This is a genomic window from Psychrobacter sp. DM8 (genome assembly GCF_051307025.1).
In the GTDB taxonomy this organism is placed as follows: domain Bacteria; phylum Pseudomonadota; class Gammaproteobacteria; order Pseudomonadales; family Moraxellaceae; genus Psychrobacter.
This window is the reverse complement of record NZ_CP195538.1, coordinates 2,412,496-2,431,756: the sequence shown is the minus strand read 5'-3', so window position 1 is coordinate 2,431,756 and position 19,261 is coordinate 2,412,496. Positions and strand designations below refer to the sequence as shown.

Annotated in this window: 12 protein-coding genes and 1 pseudogene; 7 read left to right on the top strand and 6 right to left on the bottom strand. The window is 44.8% G+C overall.

Annotated features, from left to right (window positions below; genetic code table 11):
• Positions 1-20: 20 nt before the first annotated feature.
• Positions 21-1,277, top strand: a complete 1,257-nt coding sequence (locus ACR64J_RS10410) for an amidohydrolase family protein (protein WP_435949628.1) — start codon at positions 21-23, stop codon at positions 1,275-1,277.
• A 230-nt stretch (positions 1,278-1,507) separates the two neighbouring features.
• Here the strand turns inward: ACR64J_RS10410 and ACR64J_RS10405 are convergent, their stop codons facing one another.
• From ACR64J_RS10405 to ACR64J_RS10380, 6 genes are all read right to left on the bottom strand, one after another.
• Entirely contained in the window at positions 1,508-2,461 is a 954-nt protein-coding gene (locus ACR64J_RS10405) for a MetQ/NlpA family ABC transporter substrate-binding protein (RefSeq protein ID WP_317199187.1), read from the bottom strand.
• Between the two features lie 49 nt (positions 2,462-2,510).
• A complete protein-coding gene (locus ACR64J_RS10400; protein WP_317199186.1) occupies positions 2,511-3,197 on the bottom strand; it encodes a methionine ABC transporter permease in 687 nt (228 codons plus the stop codon).
• Between the two features lie 36 nt (positions 3,198-3,233).
• Positions 3,234-4,004 carry a methionine ABC transporter ATP-binding protein gene (locus tag ACR64J_RS10395; protein ID WP_317199185.1) on the bottom strand — a complete coding sequence of 257 codons (771 nt, stop codon included), beginning with the start codon at positions 4,002-4,004 and terminating at the stop codon, positions 3,234-3,236.
• A 261-nt stretch (positions 4,005-4,265) separates the two neighbouring features.
• Entirely contained in the window at positions 4,266-6,140 is a 1,875-nt protein-coding gene (locus ACR64J_RS10390; RefSeq protein ID WP_435949625.1) for an ATP-binding protein, read from the bottom strand.
• Between the two features lie 24 nt (positions 6,141-6,164).
• Entirely contained in the window at positions 6,165-6,887 is a 723-nt protein-coding gene (locus tag ACR64J_RS10385) for a response regulator transcription factor (RefSeq protein WP_317199183.1), read from the bottom strand.
• Between the two features lie 154 nt (positions 6,888-7,041).
• Positions 7,042-8,319: an efflux RND transporter periplasmic adaptor subunit gene (locus ACR64J_RS10380; RefSeq protein ID WP_435949624.1), complete on the bottom strand. Its 1,278-nt coding sequence runs from the start codon at positions 8,317-8,319 to the stop codon at positions 7,042-7,044.
• Positions 8,320-8,720: 401 nt separating this feature from the next.
• On the opposite strand from ACR64J_RS10380, the gene pilG reads away from it, so the two are divergent.
• From pilG to ACR64J_RS10350, 6 genes and pseudogenes are all read left to right on the top strand, one after another.
• Complete coding sequence (gene pilG / locus ACR64J_RS10375; protein WP_317199181.1) at positions 8,721-9,098, top strand: twitching motility response regulator PilG; 378 nt, start codon at positions 8,721-8,723, stop codon at positions 9,096-9,098.
• Between the two features lie 59 nt (positions 9,099-9,157).
• On the top strand, positions 9,158-9,520 hold the full coding sequence (locus ACR64J_RS10370; RefSeq protein WP_435949623.1) for a response regulator: 363 nt from the start codon (positions 9,158-9,160) through the stop codon (positions 9,518-9,520).
• 3 nt (positions 9,521-9,523) lie between these two features.
• Positions 9,524-10,054: a chemotaxis protein CheW gene (locus tag ACR64J_RS10365; RefSeq protein ID WP_435949622.1), complete on the top strand. Its 531-nt coding sequence runs from the start codon at positions 9,524-9,526 to the stop codon at positions 10,052-10,054.
• Between the two features lie 500 nt (positions 10,055-10,554).
• A pseudogene (locus ACR64J_RS10360) lies at positions 10,555-11,598 on the top strand (methyl-accepting chemotaxis protein); the annotation flags it as partial.
• 273 nt (positions 11,599-11,871) lie between these two features.
• Positions 11,872-18,693, top strand: coding sequence for an Hpt domain-containing protein (locus ACR64J_RS10355; protein ID WP_435949621.1), 6,822 nt, complete (start codon positions 11,872-11,874; stop codon positions 18,691-18,693).
• A 37-nt stretch (positions 18,694-18,730) separates the two neighbouring features.
• Positions 18,731-19,234 carry a hypothetical protein gene (locus tag ACR64J_RS10350; RefSeq protein WP_435949620.1) on the top strand — a complete coding sequence of 168 codons (504 nt, stop codon included), beginning with the start codon at positions 18,731-18,733 and terminating at the stop codon, positions 19,232-19,234.
• The last annotated feature ends 27 nt before the right edge of the window (positions 19,235-19,261 follow it).

The following is a 19,261-nucleotide window of genomic DNA, read 5'->3' as shown; positions in this document are numbered from 1 at the left end:
AATAATAATAGGAGTTTGTCATGATTAAGTTTACCAATGCCAATATCTATCGCAATAGCGATGCTACTGAGATTTTGGTTAAAGACGGTGTTATTCAGCAGATTGGTAAGGGCTTGCCTGCTGCCGAAGAAGAGATTGATCTCAAAGGTCGTTTGATCGTACCGCCTTATGTAGACTCGCATCTGCATCTTGATTATGTCCACACTGGCGGCGGCGATGATGCCAAGAACGCCACAGGTACCTTGTTCGAAGGTATTGCTCGCTGGCACGATGTCAAAAAGACGCAAACTTTTGAAGATGCTAAATCTCGAATGCTAAAAGGTATTCAAGAAGAGGTGTCCAAAGGGGTGCAATACATTCGTACCCATATTGATGTCTGTGATCCTGATTTGACTGGACTCAAAGCAATGCTGGAGCTGCGCGAAGAGCTAAAAGACAACGTCACTATTCAGATTGTCGCTTTCCCGCAAGAGGGTATGTACGCCTATAAAGGGGCTGTTGAATTAATGGAAGAGGCGCTAAAGATGGGCGCGGACTGCGTCGGCGGTATTCCACATTTTGAATGGGCATACGAGTTCGGTCAAGATTCTGTGCGTAAAACGGTTGAGCTTGCGCTTAAGTATGACAAGCTTATCGACGTGCATTGTGATGAAACTGACGATCCAATGAGTCGGCACGTGCAATTATTAAATGCTTTGGTGATGATTGAAGGTATCGGTACGCGTACGGCGGCTAGCCATACCTGTTCATTTGGTTCAGCAGACGATGCTTATGCGTTTCGTATGATGGGACTATTTGAGCAATCGCAAATGAACTTTATTGCGCTGCCTACCGAAAACGCTTATTTGCAAGGTCGCCAAGATACTTATCCTAAACGTCGTGGTCTCACGCGAGTGAAGGAATTTTGGGAAAATGGTATCAACATCTCTTTTGGTCAAGATTCTATCAATGATCCTTGGTATCCGGCGGGCAACGGTAACATGATGAATATCTTGGATAATGGTATTCACTTAGCACAAACCATGTCATTACCGCAGCTTGACGTCTGTCTTGACTTCATTACCTTTAATGGTGCTAAAACCCTAAATATCGAAGATCAGTACGGTATAGAAGTAGGTAAGCCTGTAAACTTCTTGGTATTAGATGCGATAAGTCCATTTGAAGCAGTACGCCAGCGCGCGGATGTACTGGCCTCTATTCGCAATGGTAAGTACCTGTTTAAAAAGCCTGAGCCTAGTTATGATATTGAGCTGGACTTGTTTAGAGATACGATGTAGTTATTCTCTAATAATGATAGTCTAGTAGGGTGTGGTTAGTGGTATTAAGTTCTGACAAAGAACTTTGCTATAACGTAACCCACCAATTATATAAGTATAGATAAGCGGTGGGTTACGCTGCGCTAACCACACCTTACACGGACTGAATTTGAGCAATAAAAAATGCCCATGACTTTAAGTCATGGGCATTTTTATTTTAAAATTTTTAAACACTTACATTCTAGAGCAAGCTACTGAACCGCCACTTCACCTGTAGCAGTCGCTGTACCAGCAGAGGCAGTCACGGTTGCTGTTTCAGGGCTCCAGATTTTGGGGTATTTGTATCCTGGGAATGTCTTGTTGGCATACATTTTAAACTCATCTGAGTTATAGGCATTGGTCACATCTTTAACCCATTTTTTATCAGCATCAGCCGTTTTAATCGCTGACCAATTGACATAGTTAAAGCTTGGCTCTTGGAACAAAGCACTCGTCAATTCAATACCCGCATCAGTGGCGTAGTTGCCATTGATAACGGCAAAGTCGACTTCATCACGGGCACGTGGTAATTGCGCGGCCTCTAACTCAACGATTTTGATATCGTACTTGCTGTTGTCAGCGATGTCTGTTTTTGACGCCGTTAATGGGTCGATATTATCCTTTAACGTCAGCCAGCCTAGATCATTCATCATAACCAATGCGCGCGCAAAGTTACTTGGATCATTAGGTGCTGATACGCTCATACCTTTGTAGGCATCATCAAGGCTGGTCTTTTTGCCCGTATAGATGCCAAGCGGCGCGGTAGGCACTTGGAATACTTCAACAAGGTCAAGATTGTTTTCAGCCTTAAAAGTATCAAGATAAGGTTTGTGCTGAAAGATATTGATATCCAAATCACCATCTGCCAGTGCCAAGTTTGGACGAACATAATCGGTAAAGGTAATCAGCTCAACCTCATAACCTTGCGCTTCTAGCGAGCTTTTAACTTGGTTACGTACCATATCAGCAAAGTCACCTTCGGTTGTACCGATAATGATTTTGCTTTTTTGAGCATCACTATCATTGCTGGCTTCAGCAGAGGTAGCAGGCGCTTCTTTAGTCGCTTCTGGCGCTGATGAATTGTTGCAGCCAACCAGTACCAAACCTGATACGCCAACGATGCCAAAACCAAGTGCCAATTGACGGCTAATATCGTTAAGTTTCATAATTTATCCTTAGTAGTCATGAATTAAATACAGCATTTATACTATTGTTTTATCGCTTGTCTAAACGCGTCGCAAGCCAGTTACCAAAGGCTTGGATGGATATCACCATAATCGATAACATAATGACGATAAATACCATGACCTCAGTCTGATAGCGATAATAGCCATAACGAATGGCTAAATCACCCAGACCGCCGCCGCCAATCATACCTGCTGCTGCTGAGTATGACAGCAGACTGATACAGAGAATCGTCACTGACAAAACCAGCCCTGAGCGCGATTCATTAAGTAGTACCTTGATGATCGTAAAAGGGCGCGCGCCCATAGATTCGGTCGCTTCGATAATTCCGCGCGGTACTTCACGCAAGTTTTGCTCGACTAAGCGGGCAAAGTAGAACGAGCCTGCAATCGCCAGTACTAACGAGGCCGCTATAGGGCCAATGCCCGTACCGACAATAGCTTTGGTAAACGGGCTCATCGCAATCATCAAAATGACAAACGGAAAAGCGCGCATAAAGTTGGTAATACCGCCAAGCACACCGTATAGCGCCTTGTTTTGCAAAAACTGTCTATCGCTAGACAAAAACAAGAAAATGCCAAACAGACCACCGATAATGATAGCAGTAGTCGTTGAGATACCTAGCATGACAAAGGTATCAACGGAAGCTTGCCAAATCTCAGAACGCAGCGCCCAAAGCTTGTCAATTGAGGTCGATAATTCAGCGCCAGTCATCATGTCAATCTCTATTTATCTATCTATTTGAGCTTAAATTTAGTCTTCTTGAACCAGACCCTGACCAATTAGAGTGGCCGCTTGAATGCTACCGTCACGGACATCAGCCACTTCGAGCAGTTGTCCTTGATGAAGCAAAGCGGCGCGGTGGCAAAGTCTGCGAATCACGCTCATCTCATGGGTGACAATAACGATAGTCACGCCTAACTGTTCATTGATATCGCGCAAGCAGGTGAGCAAACTACGGGTGGTCGCAGGATCAAGCGCCGAGGTGGGCTCATCGGCGAGCAATACTTTAGGGCTTGGCGCGATAGCACGAGCGATACCGACGCGCTGCTTTTGACCGCCTGATAACTGCGCAGGGTAGTGGCTGGCGCGATCAGTCAAATCAACAATGGCAAGGCATTCCATCACCCGTTTATGAATATCGCGGCTAGGGTAGCCTGACACCGTTAAATTAAACGCGACATTATCAAAGACAGTACGATTAGACATCAAGTTAAACTGCTGAAAAATCATGCCAATATTGTGCCGCGCTACGCGCAAATCGCTGGCAGACAGTGTCGTTAAGTCCGTACCATCGATAATAACTTGACCTGAATCTGGACGCTCAAGCATATTAATTAGACGCAATAAGGTTGATTTACCTGCGCCTGAGTACCCCATAAGGCCGAATATCTCGCCTTGCTGAATAGATAGTGAGGTCGGCTCAACCGCAGTAAACCAATGCGCCCTACCGTCTGCGCCTTTGATCGAGCGGTCGCTCATAAAGCTTTTGGTCACATCTTTTAGGGCAATCATGTCGCTCATAGCATGCTCGATATCTGCTAGATTTTATTTTGCAAAGAAAACAATAGGTATTTATAAGGGGCAGCAATATAGCATATTAGCGGGGAGCTTGGGCATAGCGAGTGTTGTTGCTAATAAAGGTGCAATCATTGAATTAAACATGCAAAGTCAGGTCATTAAAGGCGTACGGCAATTAACGTCGTTACTAAGGCGTGTTGATATACAAAAGCGAGCTAGGCTTATGCCAAATAGAGAAAGAGCTTTATATCAATCAAAAACGCGTTAGAGATGACTGTCATGATCATGAAAGTCATAGTCTGGATTATGCTGCACAGGTAGTACGACCAAAAATCGCGTATGACCATTTATAGTATCGGTTTTGATATAGCCTTGATGAGCGGTGACAATTTGCGCCACGAGCGATAACCCCAGACCTGAGCCTTTTTGCTTTTGTTGCAGGCGCACAAAGGGACTAAAGATCTCTTTGCGCTTATCTTTAGGAATGCCTGACCCTTCATCGATAATAGCTAACACTGCATACTTAGCTACGGGTTCGGCAAGATCTGCTTTTGGCTTATTGAGGTGCTTTTTGAATAAGCCTTCTTTACGAGGTAAAGCTGCGTTCTCACCGCTTTCGATTTCCTTATTTTCGCTCTTTTTAGGCATGAAAGATGCAAGTGCTGAGGCCGGTGGTCTGTCAGAGGCGCTAAGTTGTGCATCAGTGATACTTTCAAGATCGTCATTGATAGAAGGTTCAGGAGCGATGTTTTTCTTATCATCAAGAATGAGCGATTCACCGTTCTTGTAGATGATAGGCACAGGTAGATCTACGCTTTTTGTATCAAGCGTTTGTTCATCTGCATGAGTGGTATCCGCTACGCTGCCTTCGATTGTCTCATCGCTTTTTAGTTCATCATAATAAGCCAGATCCGAGAGGTTATGATCAGCAAAGCTGCTATTCATAATGCCTTGCAATAGATAGTCAGGCACAGTGTCCGCTTGCTCAAGCGTCTGTACGCCATAGAGTAGGACCGTGATAGGCGGCGTGCCATGCAGCATCGCGTTGGTCAAAAGGTTACGGATAAGGTGAGTGAGCATTGAGGCTTGCCCATCAATAGTAATGTGCTTGCCGATGAGCGTAGCTTCAGGATAGTGTTGGCGCTCTTGATTGACCACGTCGTATAAATCAAGGCGCTCTATTTGCTGGACGGCGTGACCTGCATCTAAGCGACTGACCAAAAGGATGCTCTCGACCAAGTCATTAAGACCAGACAAATCGCGGTTCACTGCTTGTGCGCGCTTATCAAACTTGGCTTTGGTATCAGGCGGCATACCGCTTGCAAGCATATCCATCATCTCAATTTGCAAGCGAATACGGGTGATAGGTGTACGCAGCTCATGAGAAGCGTGAGCGAGTAGTAGATTGTTAGCATCAATAAGATGCTCAATCTTTTGTGCGGCTTGGTTAAATCCACGAGCAAGGGAGGTAATCTCATCATTGCCGCGCGCATTAACGCGAACACTAAAGTCGCCATCACCAAGCTGAGCCATCTGCTGACTCATCTGATTGAGGCGCCAAGTCATATTGCGAGCAATCCACCACAGTACCCCTGCCATAATAATAAGCAGCAGCAGCGTACCTGTAAATAGATTTAGCGCAGCAGAGAGCACAGGTTTTTTGGGTGGCAGGCGCGACTCATACAGTAGCGTATAGCCCGTACTGCTATAAACTTGTGCTTGTTGGGTGGGCGGGGAGTCGGCAAAGGAGGGAAAAGCGCGCATCAATAAAGACGGCGGCGCAGGCAGCTCTAGTGGCAGATCACTATTATCCGTCTGCATAAGCAGGCGACCGTCATTATCGTATAGTCCCATTTTTGCTTGCAAGGACTCATCAAAGATATCGAAGCTTTTTTTGACGACAGCAAGCATAAATCTGGCCTGCAACCGATTGTCATTGCTAATCGAGACATTGAGCTCATTCAAAAACGGGTCTATTTGTCCAAGTATTTGCGTAGCCAGTACTTTGGAGCGGATACTGGCGTCTTTGTCATGAACCAGCTGCGTGAGCAGTACCATAGCGACGGCAAAAAGCGTCAATGCCAGCATGACGCTGGCAAATAGTTTGGCAAATACGGAACGAAAGCCCAGCTGCTGCATCAACGAGTCTCTACTATCAAGCTATCATACCTGATCAGTGGCAAACTGATAACCCACGCCGCGTACCGTGATAATGCGTTTGGGCTGACGAGGATTGTCTTCAATCAATGCGCGCAGGCGTGAGATATGCACGTCTATAGCACGATCGATATTGTCTGAGCTGTCGTCGTTGGGCATCGCTTGCCACAATTGCTCACGGTTGAGCACTTTGCCCGAATGCGTAGCAAAATAATGTAATAGCTGGAATTGATGAGTGGTTAAACGTACAGGCTTGTCATCGATAGTGACTTCATGACTATCTGGAAACACGCTGAGACGACCAAAGGTCAAACTGTCCGACTGACTGTCTGCTTGATTGGGCTGCTCGTGACGGCGGATGACCGAGCGAATACGTGCCAGTAGCTCACGCGGCTCAAAGGGTTTGGAGATATAATCATCAGCACCCATCTCAAGTCCAAGCACTCGATCTGTGGTATCGCCCTTTGCCGTAAGCATAATAATAGGGACTTTATTAGTCATGTTATTCTTGTTACCACGAATCTTTTGGCAGACTTGCATACCGTCCATATCAGGCAGCATTAAGTCTAGCACTACCAAATCTATATCGCGCTCTTTGGTATCTAAAATATCGAGACCTTCTTGACCAAGACCTGCATGATGCACATCGTAATAGTTCATAGTGAGATAATCACTAATCAGTTCGGCCAAATCCGGATCGTCTTCAATCAATAGAATCTGCTTACTCATAGTCCATCCTCAAATTGTCGTTGTTATTTATTATGGCTTCTCAAAACTATTTTGCCTAATTCATCCCTTACTAAACAAGACATGCTTTGTTAATGTTTCTATACAATGTAACAGCAAATAAAGTTATGGAACAGACCTATTTATAACAAAGATATTAAGAAACGATGACCAGCTTACCAGCAGACTCGACGGGCAGATCAGCCAAACATATCAAACTATCATTACTCACACCTGCGATAAGGTACTGCTCGGTACTTGGATCATATTCAATGACCTCAACGGGCTGACGAGTCAGGCGCTGGTCTTGCTTGATGATCCAAATGTTAGCATTCAATGGCGCAGCGGTTTGATAGGGCGGCTTTTGTAAGGCGCTCAAGTCCACATCATGAAGCGCACTTCTGGGCACGATAGTACCGACTTCTATTTGACCATAATTGACGCGCCCCGTAGCACTCATCCCCGGTAATAACTGCGCGCGGCTGACCTCGTTGTCGATAACGCTGACATAGACTAAAAGTTGCTTGGTCGTATTATCAACAGTCAATTTGCTCACTTGACCTGTAAAAGTATCCGTTAATGCTTCAGCACTAAAATTGACCGTCTGCCCGACAGAGAGCTGAGGCTTGGCCTGAATCGGCAAGGTTGCAACAAAATGCAGATTGCTCTTTTCACCAAGTTCTAAGAGTAGCTTGCCTGTCTTTACCGTTTGCCCAGCTTCAATGAAGAGTGCGCTCACATAACCTGAGGTTTTGGCGATTACCGTAACTGGCGTAGATGCAGATTTATTTTTGTTAGAGGTTAAAGTAGCTGTCTTGGGTATGTTATTAGTATCTACGGCTTTAGCTTGGCTTTTAGTGTCCTGCAAGTTAGAGGCGATATCGCCTGATTCTTTATTATTTTTATTGGATATATTGCTTGTCGCTTGCTCGATAGATGCTTTATCTTCTGATTTATTATCTTCTGGTTCATTGCCTTTTGATACGTTATCCTTTAATGCCTTTGTAGCACTACTATCAGAGAGTGTTTGATCGCTAAGAGTATTCGCCTTTTTTGCTTCGCTATTAGTGTTGGTTGCCTGTCGATACACGACAAATAAGGGCGATCCTTTTTCTACCCAGTCGCCCTCTGCAACCAGTATCTTATCTATGATCAAGTCCTTTGCCGCAATCAGCTTTTGCTCCTCGGCAGGCTCAAGTGTGCCTTGTAGACCTAGGCTTGGCTGATAGCGAGACGACTTAATATTTAAAATATGCTCTGGACTCATCAAAACACTGTCAGCTTCAATGATAACGGGCGCTGCCTGCTCATTTGAGTTTAAAGCTGTGTCATCAGTTGCAGGCGGCGGCTGACAAGCAACAAGTAAACAGGCACTTAATACATAAGTGGCACTTATCTTGCATCTTTTTTTGAATAAACGTGAAGAAAAAGTCATACCAGCTACCTTGATAAACAGAAATTTATTATATAGTGAAAAAGGTAGGTTGTAGGCTAATAATTTGCGTATATATATGTTGGCAAGCGATAGATAAATTTTTTAACGTTGGACAATAGATTTTAAATAGCTGGAAAAGCCTAAATAACTATGCTAAAACAAGCGTTGATACATTTTCATTACAAACAAAAAGTATTTGGCAATATTTGAATATATACAAATGGTGATGACTTGCTTTATCTCATTATCACAATCAAGTAGCATAGACGACAAAAGAAGATAATGAGTACAAAATCAAATCATGCTTTAACCACTTAACTTGTGGTTTAACGATAATCAAATAACAAAGCGCTCGTTAAATAATGGCAACATGAATACAGTCGTTTATAGGATAAGAGTATATGGAAAATAATTTTGACGGGCTAAAAATAATGGTCATTGATGATTCAAAGACTATTCGCCGCACGGCAGAGACGCTACTGCAAAAGGCAGGATGTGAGGTTGTAACAGCTATCGACGGGTTCGATGCTTTAGCCAAGATCGTAGATAACAATCCAGATATTATTTTTGTAGATATTATGATGCCGCGCTTAGACGGTTATCAGACTTGTGCTTTGATTAAGAATAATCCTGATTACGCCAGCAAGCCTGTCATTATGCTGTCATCAAAGGACGGGTTGTTTGACAAAGCACGCGGACGTATTGTGGGTTCTGATGAGTACTTAACCAAACCCTTTAGTAAAGATGAGTTGTTTGAGGCTATTAACCAGTATCGCTGATAGCAGAGCAATCAAGCCAATATTTTAAAGTACACCACCGATAAACAAAGGATATACCCATGACTACTGTATTAGTCATCGACGATTCGCCCTCTGAGATGGCAAAATTTCGTGACATGCTAGCCAAGCACAACCTGCAAATATTAGAAGCCACCAATGGTGAACAAGGTTGCCAGATGGCAGCGGATCATCAGCCAGATGTCATCTTAATGGATGTGGTCATGCCTGAGATGAATGGCTTTCAAGCGACGCGAAAGATCACACGCGGCGCTACAACATCGCATATTCCTATTATAATGATCAGTACCAAAAGCCAAGAGACTGATCGGGTATGGGGCAAGCGTCAGGGCGCCAAAGAGTATATCACTAAGCCTGTTGATGAGTCTGAGCTGCTTGATACTATTCGTAGAGTGATGGAGTAACTTGTGGCATCTAGAGGGTTCATTGAGCTTTTACGTCTAGCCGACTTAGCGCGTGCTCGCAAAAGCGGCCGCCGCGGCGGGCAGGAGTCTGATTGGCAAGGACTGGTTTTTGATATTGGCGGACAACGACTCATCGCCCCTATGGGCGAGGTGTCTGAGGTTTTGATGATGCCTGAGTATACAACCATGCCTCTGGTTAAGCCTTGGATGTTAGGGATTGCTAATATTCGTGGGCGCCTGCTGCCTTTGACTGATATGTCCAAATTTTTGCAGATACCAAGCATGCGCACGCAAATGAGCCAGCGCAAGGTACTTGTGATCGATCACGAGACCATGTTCTCAGGACTATTGGTCGATCAAGTGCTCGGTATTGAGCAGTTTAGTCAAGATCAGTACCGAGCAGAAGCCATTGATAGTCAGTCGCCTTTTGCGCCTTACAATCATGGCAAGTTTTATAAGGATGAGCAAGATTGGTTCATCTTTATGCCAAGCTTGCTAGCGCAAGATAAGCGCTATAGCGACGCTGCCATATAATAAGCTGTCATATAATAATAAATAAGATTATAGCGACTGATTGTGATACATCAGTACTCACGTAGACCTTTAGTTATCAAGCGCAACAATCTTGATAGGGACAAGGTCAGTCACGATAAGATTTTTGCGACTGTTTTAAAGGAATAAGCACGATGAGTAATATTACAAAAAGCCCAGCGATCGGGCCAAATAGATCTGTATCGGTACCCAAAGAGAGCGCCAACAAGTGGAAAGGGGTACTTGCGCTTTTGGCCTTGGTGAGCGTAGCCTGTTTATTTTGGCTTATAAGCTCACTATCTTCGGTCAGTGAGTACGTGACTAACTTTAATCAATCAATAGTGATACCTGCGCTGATATTTGTGGTAGCGCTATTGGGTATTTTGTATGCTTTGTCGCAGATATTTGGACAGCGAGGCAGCTCTGAGCGTTTATTGATCGAAAAAGAGACACTGCGTAATCGTCAAGAAGCCGACGCGGAATCTGAGCGCGCCCGTCAAATTCAAGAAGAGAATGATCGTAACCAGATGGCCATTTTGCGCCTGCTTGATGAGTTAGGTGATTTGGCAGATGGTGACTTGACTGTGAATGCGACAGTATCAGAGGATTTTACTGGAGCGATTGCAGACTCCGTAAACTTTGCAATTGACCAACTTCGTCAGCTCGTCACAGCTATTAACAGCACCGCAGATCGGGTATCGCGCTCATCAGAGCAAACGCAGGTCAACGCCTTTGAGCTTGCCCGCGCCTCAGAAGATCAAGCACAAGAGATCGCAGGCGTATCAGCGTCGATTAGTGAGATGACGCTCTCTATTGATCAGGTATCTAATAACGCTGCTGAGTCAGCTGCCGTCGCCAAACGTTCTGTTGCTATTGCCTATAATGGTGCTGAGGTCGTACAGCGCTCTATCGATGGTATGAATGTCATTCGAGATCAGATTCAAGAGACCTCAAAGCGTATCAAACGCTTAGGCGAGTCCTCACAAGAGATTGGTGATATTGTCGGACTGATTAACGACATCGCTGATCAGACCAACGTGTTGGCATTGAACGCCGCTATTCAGGCTTCTATGGCTGGGGAAGCGGGGCGAGGCTTTGCGGTCGTCGCCGATGAGGTTCAGCGTCTCGCTGAGCGCTCAGCCAACGCCACCAAACAGATCGAAACTCTGGTTAAGACAATTCAGACAGATACTAGCGAAGCGGTTGTATCTATGGAATCAACGACATCAGAGGTGGTGCGCGGTGCGCGCCTAGCACAAGATGCTGGTGAGGCGCTTGAGGAAGTACAAAACGTATCTAGCACCTTGTCTGATCTTATTGAAAACATCTCAAATGCAGCGCAGCAGCAAGCAAGATCTGCGGGAAGTATCTCGCAAACTATGACGGTTATTCAAGACATCACCTCGCAAACCTCATCTGGTACGATGGCGACAGCGCGTTCAATCGGTGAGCTAAGCGAGATGGCATCAGCACTACAAGAGTCAGTTACTGGCTTTAAAATCTCAAATGACGATGAGCAAATAGACGACGCTCACTACAGTTTTTAATTAAAGCACAGAGCCTTTGATTAGAGCATAAAGTGTTTGATGAGAGCATAGAGTGTTTGATGAGAGCGTGCAGTTTTTGATAAAAGCGTAAGGGGGAGACCCTGCGTTATTTAGCATGTTGCGATTGACTTTATTTACAGTCAGTCTTTGGGCGTTTGGTAGTCCGCCAAAAAGACCAAAGCGCTCAATTTTGTGCCAGCAAACCAGTCGCTCCACCTATTGTAAAGTCACTAAATGACAATAATCAGTGCCCAAAAGAGTCAGGATTAACTTATGAAAAATAAGCCCAAGGATATGGTGACGCTTGAGTGGCTACTACCCTCTCTCAACCAGCAGCTCACACAAGTTGCTGAGGACTGGCAACTAGGTTCTGACAATACAAATCCTCAGCAGACCGTAGATCATTACCAAGAGATCATCGATGCGCTGACGATAGCAGACTTGCCTGTGTTGGTAGAGCTGGCTGACAAGCTTAGGTTGCTGATACAAGTAAGCGCTCATACATCACTGGCTGATAAAGACAGACGCACAGGAATGTTGTCGCATCAGTTATTGCAGCATGAGCTAATGGAGTATGTAGAAACAGGAAGCTATCACACCGAACTGCTGAGCGATACTGTAACCGAGCTGACGCGAATACTCGCTACTAATCAAACGACTCAAGACATCTCAGTTGCGAGCATGCAAGGCCTTGACTCCACTACCAATGATAGAGTTGCTATTAGTGACGCTGTGATCGATAACACTGCTACTGACAATATCGATGTGATGGACGCCACTAATGTTATGGACGCCACTAATGTTATGGACGTCACTGATATAGACAGCATTGACGCCTTATCCAAAGATCAATATCAGCAATTATTGTTCGCTTGGCGTCAGCAAGTACAGCAGCTACTTACTATCAATGAGAATCATCGGCCCATCCTAAAAATACTAAAAAAGGTTAGTCATTATTTAAAGCAAACTGCTACTAATGCTGAGCAAGAGCGTCTTTGGCACCTCACTACACTATGGCTCAGTGCTCTTGCACATAATCATATCCCTTTACCTGAACATTATGCCTCACTACTTGCATCATTAGAGCAAGTGATAGAGTCAATCCCAGCGCATAACAATGATGACACTTATCAAGACACTCAAGATACGCTTAAGACACTGACAAATACGATTTATACTGAGCTGTTGGCACTCAATGACATCGATGAGCAAACGCTTACGCTCAGTCACTCTTTGATGGATGAGTCATTTAACATCTTATCTCATACCCTAACTGAGCTTGAAACCGTTATATTTAATCTCGACAATCCTCAGACTGTGGCGTCTTCAATGCATCGTATCAGCATGCAGCTTGAGCATAGTGGACAGTCCGCTTACGCAGACCAAGCTCGCATTACCGCGCAGGATACCGAGCAAAGTATGTCATCAGAAGCAGGATTTGCATCGCAGCAGTGGCAGATTGAGCATCAGCTCCAGGAGCTATATAGTGATATCTATCGGACGCTAGACGATGATCAGGCAGCAGATGAGCAAATAGATAATGCTGCGCCAGAAACAACAGCACCTACCGATACAATAGAGTGGACAACGCTTGATCTAGACGATGATGACTTTGATGATACAGACAATACCTATGATGAGAGTAGCCCTGTTCATGCCCAAGCCTTAGATGACACTGATCATATTAGTTTGGATGATATTGATTTTGAAGACATTAATTTTGAAGGTATTGATTTTAAGAGCACTGATTTTGAAGGTATAGACAGTTTTGATAATCTGCCCAGCGATGATATAGATCTTGAGAAGCAGATGTCATTTGATGAGAACGAAGATGATCAAAAGCTTAATCTTAAAGCCAAAAGTTTTGATGTAGATAAAGACACGCACGATGCCTTTATTGAGAAATCAATGGAAGTCATCAGTGACCTGCAAGATTTTTTACCCGTTTGGGAACAAGATCCCCAAGACCCAACGGCTTTGACAGAGATTCATCGCGGCTTTTTTGTGTTAACGAGCTTAAGCCGTATGGTTGATGCTGTAAGCATTAGTGAGATGACAGCATCTATTGCGCACTTACTCAATGATCGCTTAGACAACGCTAAGCCTGTGCAAGAGGCAGTTGTGACTTTAGTGACTGAGGCGATAGCTCATTTGCCTGAAATGGTCAGTGATTTTAGTGACCCTCAAGATTCAAGCTTTGATGCCAGCGTTATAGTGGCTAATAGTCGTCACTTACTAGACAATACGACAGATGATTTGGACGCTAGTGCGACGAGCACTAACGCTATCGAAGTCGATAACGAGCTTTCAAATAGTGATGACATCAATGACCATTTTGACGTAGAAAACGTGCCTAGCAAACAACAGCCTGTTTTAGCAGTTGCAGATTCGCCTGCAGCACTACTTCCTTTCATGCCAGACATTGGGCAATTACCCCTTGATGCCAACGATGCTGATCCAGACATCAAAGATATCTTTATAGAAGAGGCTGAAGAAGTCTTAGCTGAGATCTCGCCTTTGTTTGAAGAGTGGCAGCATAACTTGGACAATCTGACGCTTTTACAAGACATCCGCCGCGGCTTTCATACCCTAAAAGGCTCAGGGCGTATGGTTGGTGCCAACTATACCGCTGAGCTTGCTTGGTCTATAGAGAATATGCTTAATCGTATATTAGATGGCAATGTTGTGGCGTCAGCACCTATAAAGACGCTTATTAGCGACGTACTAACCGCGTATCCTGACATGATGAATGTTTTTGCCGCAGGCACTCATAATTATCCAGCAGATGTGCCTTTGTGGATAGCGTGCGCCAATGCATACAGCCAGCAGCTTGGAGATGCGTTTGATTATAATTTGATAAGAGATAGCACTTCGATAAAAGACAGCTTTGATTTGGCTCAAGCTGAATCGATGACCTCTACCACTGGGTACAACCTAGACGTCGATAGTACGCTACAAACTATTTATTCTATTAATGAAGTAATGGCAGAAGCGCCAGTAGCAATGCCGCCGCAAAGCGAAGAAGAACAAGAGTTTTGTAAGATATTTATCGAAGAAGCAGAAGAATTACTACAAGATATTAATGATTTTATTATCTTGCACAAAGACGCCACTGAAGTTGACGTAAGTGACGATATTGTCCGCGCTTTTCATACCTTGCGAGCTGCCTCAGGATCTAGTGCTTTGACAGCTATTAGTGAAGTCAGTGCCACGATAGAAAAAAGCCTAGAGCAATTGCAGCAGCAAGACACGCCGATGAGTGCGCAGCATATTACAGCGCTAACCCAATCTGTGACTTTGATTGATGGGTATTTAAATAGTTATAAGCAGAGCATTAAGCCGCAAGCTTTGACGCCTGAGAATACCCAAAGCCAGCAAGATTTAGTCTCCTTGCAAGCAATGCTTGAAGAGGATACGGTCATAGCACCTGACAATCAGCTGAGCGTTGCCCAATTGTTAGAAGATGATATTGACTCTTTATTAGATGCCGAGTGGCAGCTCACTAAAGTGCTCAAAGCCGCAGATATAGAGCAGACTACAGCCTATATTACCAAGCAAAGAGCGCAAATTGAGCGCCTAAGTCAAAAGACTCAAGAGTCGCCAAAGTTCAGCGCGCTGCTTAGCGCTTTAGATAATGCCTACGCCTATCTGAGCGCTCATCCAGAGCAGGCCTTTGATACTGACAATCAAAGCATACTTCTAGACGGTCATGCCCAATTGGTCGATTTGTTTGATGCGTTAGCTGCTAGCATGTCTTTGAAGGTCGATGGTCAAGTTCTAGAGAACTTGAATAATCTGCTTGATGACAGTGCTGAGACGAGCAAGCTTATCAATAGACCCTTTGCAAATGAGCATGCTACAACCGACAGCTCTATGGACGATGATTATCGCCAGGCACAAAGCACTGATGTACAAAGCGACGATTCACAAAACGCTTATGCAGAAAGTGTTGAGGCTCAAAGTGTTAAAACTCAAAGCGTTGAAGCTCAAAGTACTGATATGGCATCAGTCAAAAGCCGCCGTGATATAGAGACACAAAGCGAAGCTATCGATACCGACGCTGAACTATTAGAGATATTTTTGGAAGAAGCGCAACAGCTTGATGGCGCTATTGCGCAAGCCTTTGCTAAGTGGCGCATTGACATTGATGACTTTAGTGCCTTAAAAGAGTTGCAGCGCTACTTGCACACCATAAAAGGTGGCGCGCAGATGGCTGAGATCAAAAGTATTGCAGATCTGACGCACGAAATTGAGAGTATCTACGAAGGCTTTATAGAAGCAAAGATAGAGCCAACACTACAGTGGGTTGATATCATGCAAAGGGTGCAAGATGTCCTATCGCTACAGATCACCCATACTGTCAATTATCATGAGTCCTTTTTTGCCGCCTCTTTAACGACTCAGCTAAAGCAGCTGGCAACGTCAAAAGTCTTGCCAGAGCAAGTTGAGCTGATACTACCTGTACCGAAACCACCTGTACCGAAACCACCTGCACCGACACCGATCACTACAGGGGTATCAGTAGAAGTACAGAATCCATCACAAGAGGATAAGCGTGTAAGTTTAGAGGACTTAATTAATAGCTCTTGGCCAAATGGCTTACCCGATAGCGATATCTTAGATGTATTCTTAGAGGAAGCTGAAGAGATTACCAATCGCAATCAGAATCTATTAGCACTGGTAAGCGATGCTGATACAGTGGCTAATGTGCAAGTACTGCAGCGTGATTTGCATACGCTAAAAGGCGGCGCGCGTATGGTTGACGCCAGTGGTATCGCCGACCTTGCGCATGAAATGGAGACCGTCTATGAGTCCCTAGCAGATGGTCGTCGTCCCGCTACTGACACTATTAAAGCCCTGCTAGTCGCCTGTCATGATTGGTTAGCTGACGCTATAGCGATACTCAAGCAACAAGTCAATCCGTCAGCCCCCGTGTCTTTAATCAGCGCTTTACAGCAATTTATCAAAGATCCAAAGCAGCTAGTATCCATACCAAAAGAATCTTTGCAAGAACAGCGCCGCGCAATCATGGCAGCTCAAGCACCGCTACCATTACAAACAAAGCTGCAAACGTTAACCACTACAACTCTGCAAGAGGCATCGTCTACAGAGCTGCCTGCATATCAACCATCAGAGGCTTTAGCTCAAAGCTCAAATCAGCAGCAAATAACTCCTAATGGTCACGACATCAGTGTCATGCCTGATATGAGTGGTCAGTTCGCGCAGCAAGAGCAGCGAGCGGATAGCAATGAGATGATCCGAATATCAGGTGGCCTCATTGAGCACATGATTAACTTGTCGGGTGAGTCAGCGATTAACCGTGCTCGTATCGATATGGGTATGAGTAGCTTGACCGGTAGCATTGAGGAGATGGGAGTAACTGTACAGCGTCTCGCCGATCAGTTGCGCCGAATGGAGATTGAGCTTGAGGCGCAAATCCTATCACAGATTGATGAAGAGCTTATTAATCATGAAGGATTTGATCCGTTAGAGATGGACCAATATTCATCCTTAAATCAGTTGTCTAAGTCCTTAACGGAGTCTGCCTCTGATTTGATTGACATCAACAGCACCTTGCTTGAAAAGACGCGAGATAGCGAAAGTCTACTACTGCAGCTATCTCGGACACAAACAGAGCTACAAGATGGCTTGATGAACTCTAGAATGGTGCCGTTCACCCGTCTAAAACCTCGTCTTGAGCGTACAGTGCGTCAAACTGCCAATCAGCTTAACAAAAGAGTCGCTCTAACAATCAAAAACGCAGAAGGTGAAATAGACAGAACTATCCTCGAGCGTATCACCTCGCCTTTAGAGCATATGCTACGTAATGCTGTCGATCACGGTATTGAAGATGCCAAAATACGTGAGAACGCTGGCAAGAGTAGTGAGGGTAATATCTCACTAGAGGTTGTGCGAGAGGGTAGTGAGATCGTCATCATGCTAACAGATGATGGCAGCGGTATTGATGTTGAGGCGGTACGCAAAAAGGCAATCTCTCAAGGCTTGATTCAAGAGGGTGATACTAGCCTAACTGATGTCGATATTATGCAGTACATCTTTAATGCAGGCATCACTACCACCCAAAAAGTGACGCAAATATCAGGTCGCGGCGTGGGTATGGATGTCGTTATTAGTAAGATCCGACAGCTGGGCGGCTCGGTATCGGTGGCATCAGAGACCGGGGTTGGTTCACGCTTTACTATTCGCGTACCGCTGACGGTTGCGATATCCGATGCGCTGGTAGTTCGCGCCGCTGATCGCTACTACGCTATTCCTTTGGTACAGATTGAGCGTGTGGTCCGAGTCAATCCAGAAAAACTACAAGACTATTATCAGTCGGGCGCGGCAACGCTACAGATTGACGACACAGACTATAGGGTACGTTATCTCAATGAGATATTATCAGGTAACGCGCTCAATGATCTCACCGTTAGCACCAATGTCAGCTTACCGCTTATCATTATAAAAAACAGTAGCGGACAGAACATCGCGCTACAAGTTGATCAAATAGCAGGGTCTAGAATTGAAGTTGTGGTCAAGCCTCTAGGGCGTCAACTATCACACATACAAGGCGTGTCTGCGGCGACTATCATGGGTGATGGATCTGTTATGCTCATACTAGACCCCATCGCTTTGATGCGTAATGTATCGATGCTCGAGCCTACGCGCGTGCTACCTAAAGAGGTATCTAAACAGACACAAGTTCAACCGCACATCCTAATCGTAGATGATTCGGTGACCGTTCGTAAAGTCACTTCACGCTTTTTGGAGCGTCAAGAGTATACGGTCACCCTTGCTAAAGACGGCGTAGATGCGGTTGAAATATTACAAGAGACTTTGCCTGATCTAATCTTACTTGATATCGAGATGCCGCGTATGGATGGTTTTGAGGTTGCAACTCAAATCAGGCACAGCAAGCGCTTGCAACATATTCCAATCATTATGATCACCTCGCGTACTGGAGAAAAACATCGCACGCGTGCGCTTGAGATCGGCGTGAATGATTATATGGGTAAGCCTTTCCAAGAAAATGAGCTGCTTGGTAATATACAGCGCCTATTAGCTACCAAAAACAGTGTCACTTACCAAGGATAAATGTATCCTCAAATAATTTAACTATTGAGAGCGCTATATGAGCGAGATTGTAAAGCATTCTTTTGAAGCGGTCAGCTTACTGACGACCAGTAATGGCGTGTTGGATGTGACTGTGATTGCAGCTGTTGATCAGCCTGATTGGATAGTGCCTACTAGCCTAATTTTGGACATAGAAGATAGCACTGAGCAAATAGGGACGCATGTCTGGCAACAACAGCAGCTTCCTGTTTTTCACCTATTCTTGCGCGCCCAGACGCCGAGCAAAATGATTGTAATAGAGGGCAATACCAGCGAGCAGCGCATTGCTCTACAAAGTGTAGATACGCCTCACGCCTTGCAAGTACGCATATCTGATGTCAAGGACGCTGATCTCCCTGAGCATTATGCAACCTCAATGTCTGATATTCAACAAAATGAATCTCATTCGACGCACAACATTAATGACGTGTCTGCTTTTTGGTATCAAGCAGTGATGATAGACAATATTTTTTATCTGATACCAGACGTAGATAAACTTGCTCATCATCTGATTGAAAGCTAAAAGTGCAGCCATAAAAAAGCCCTAAGT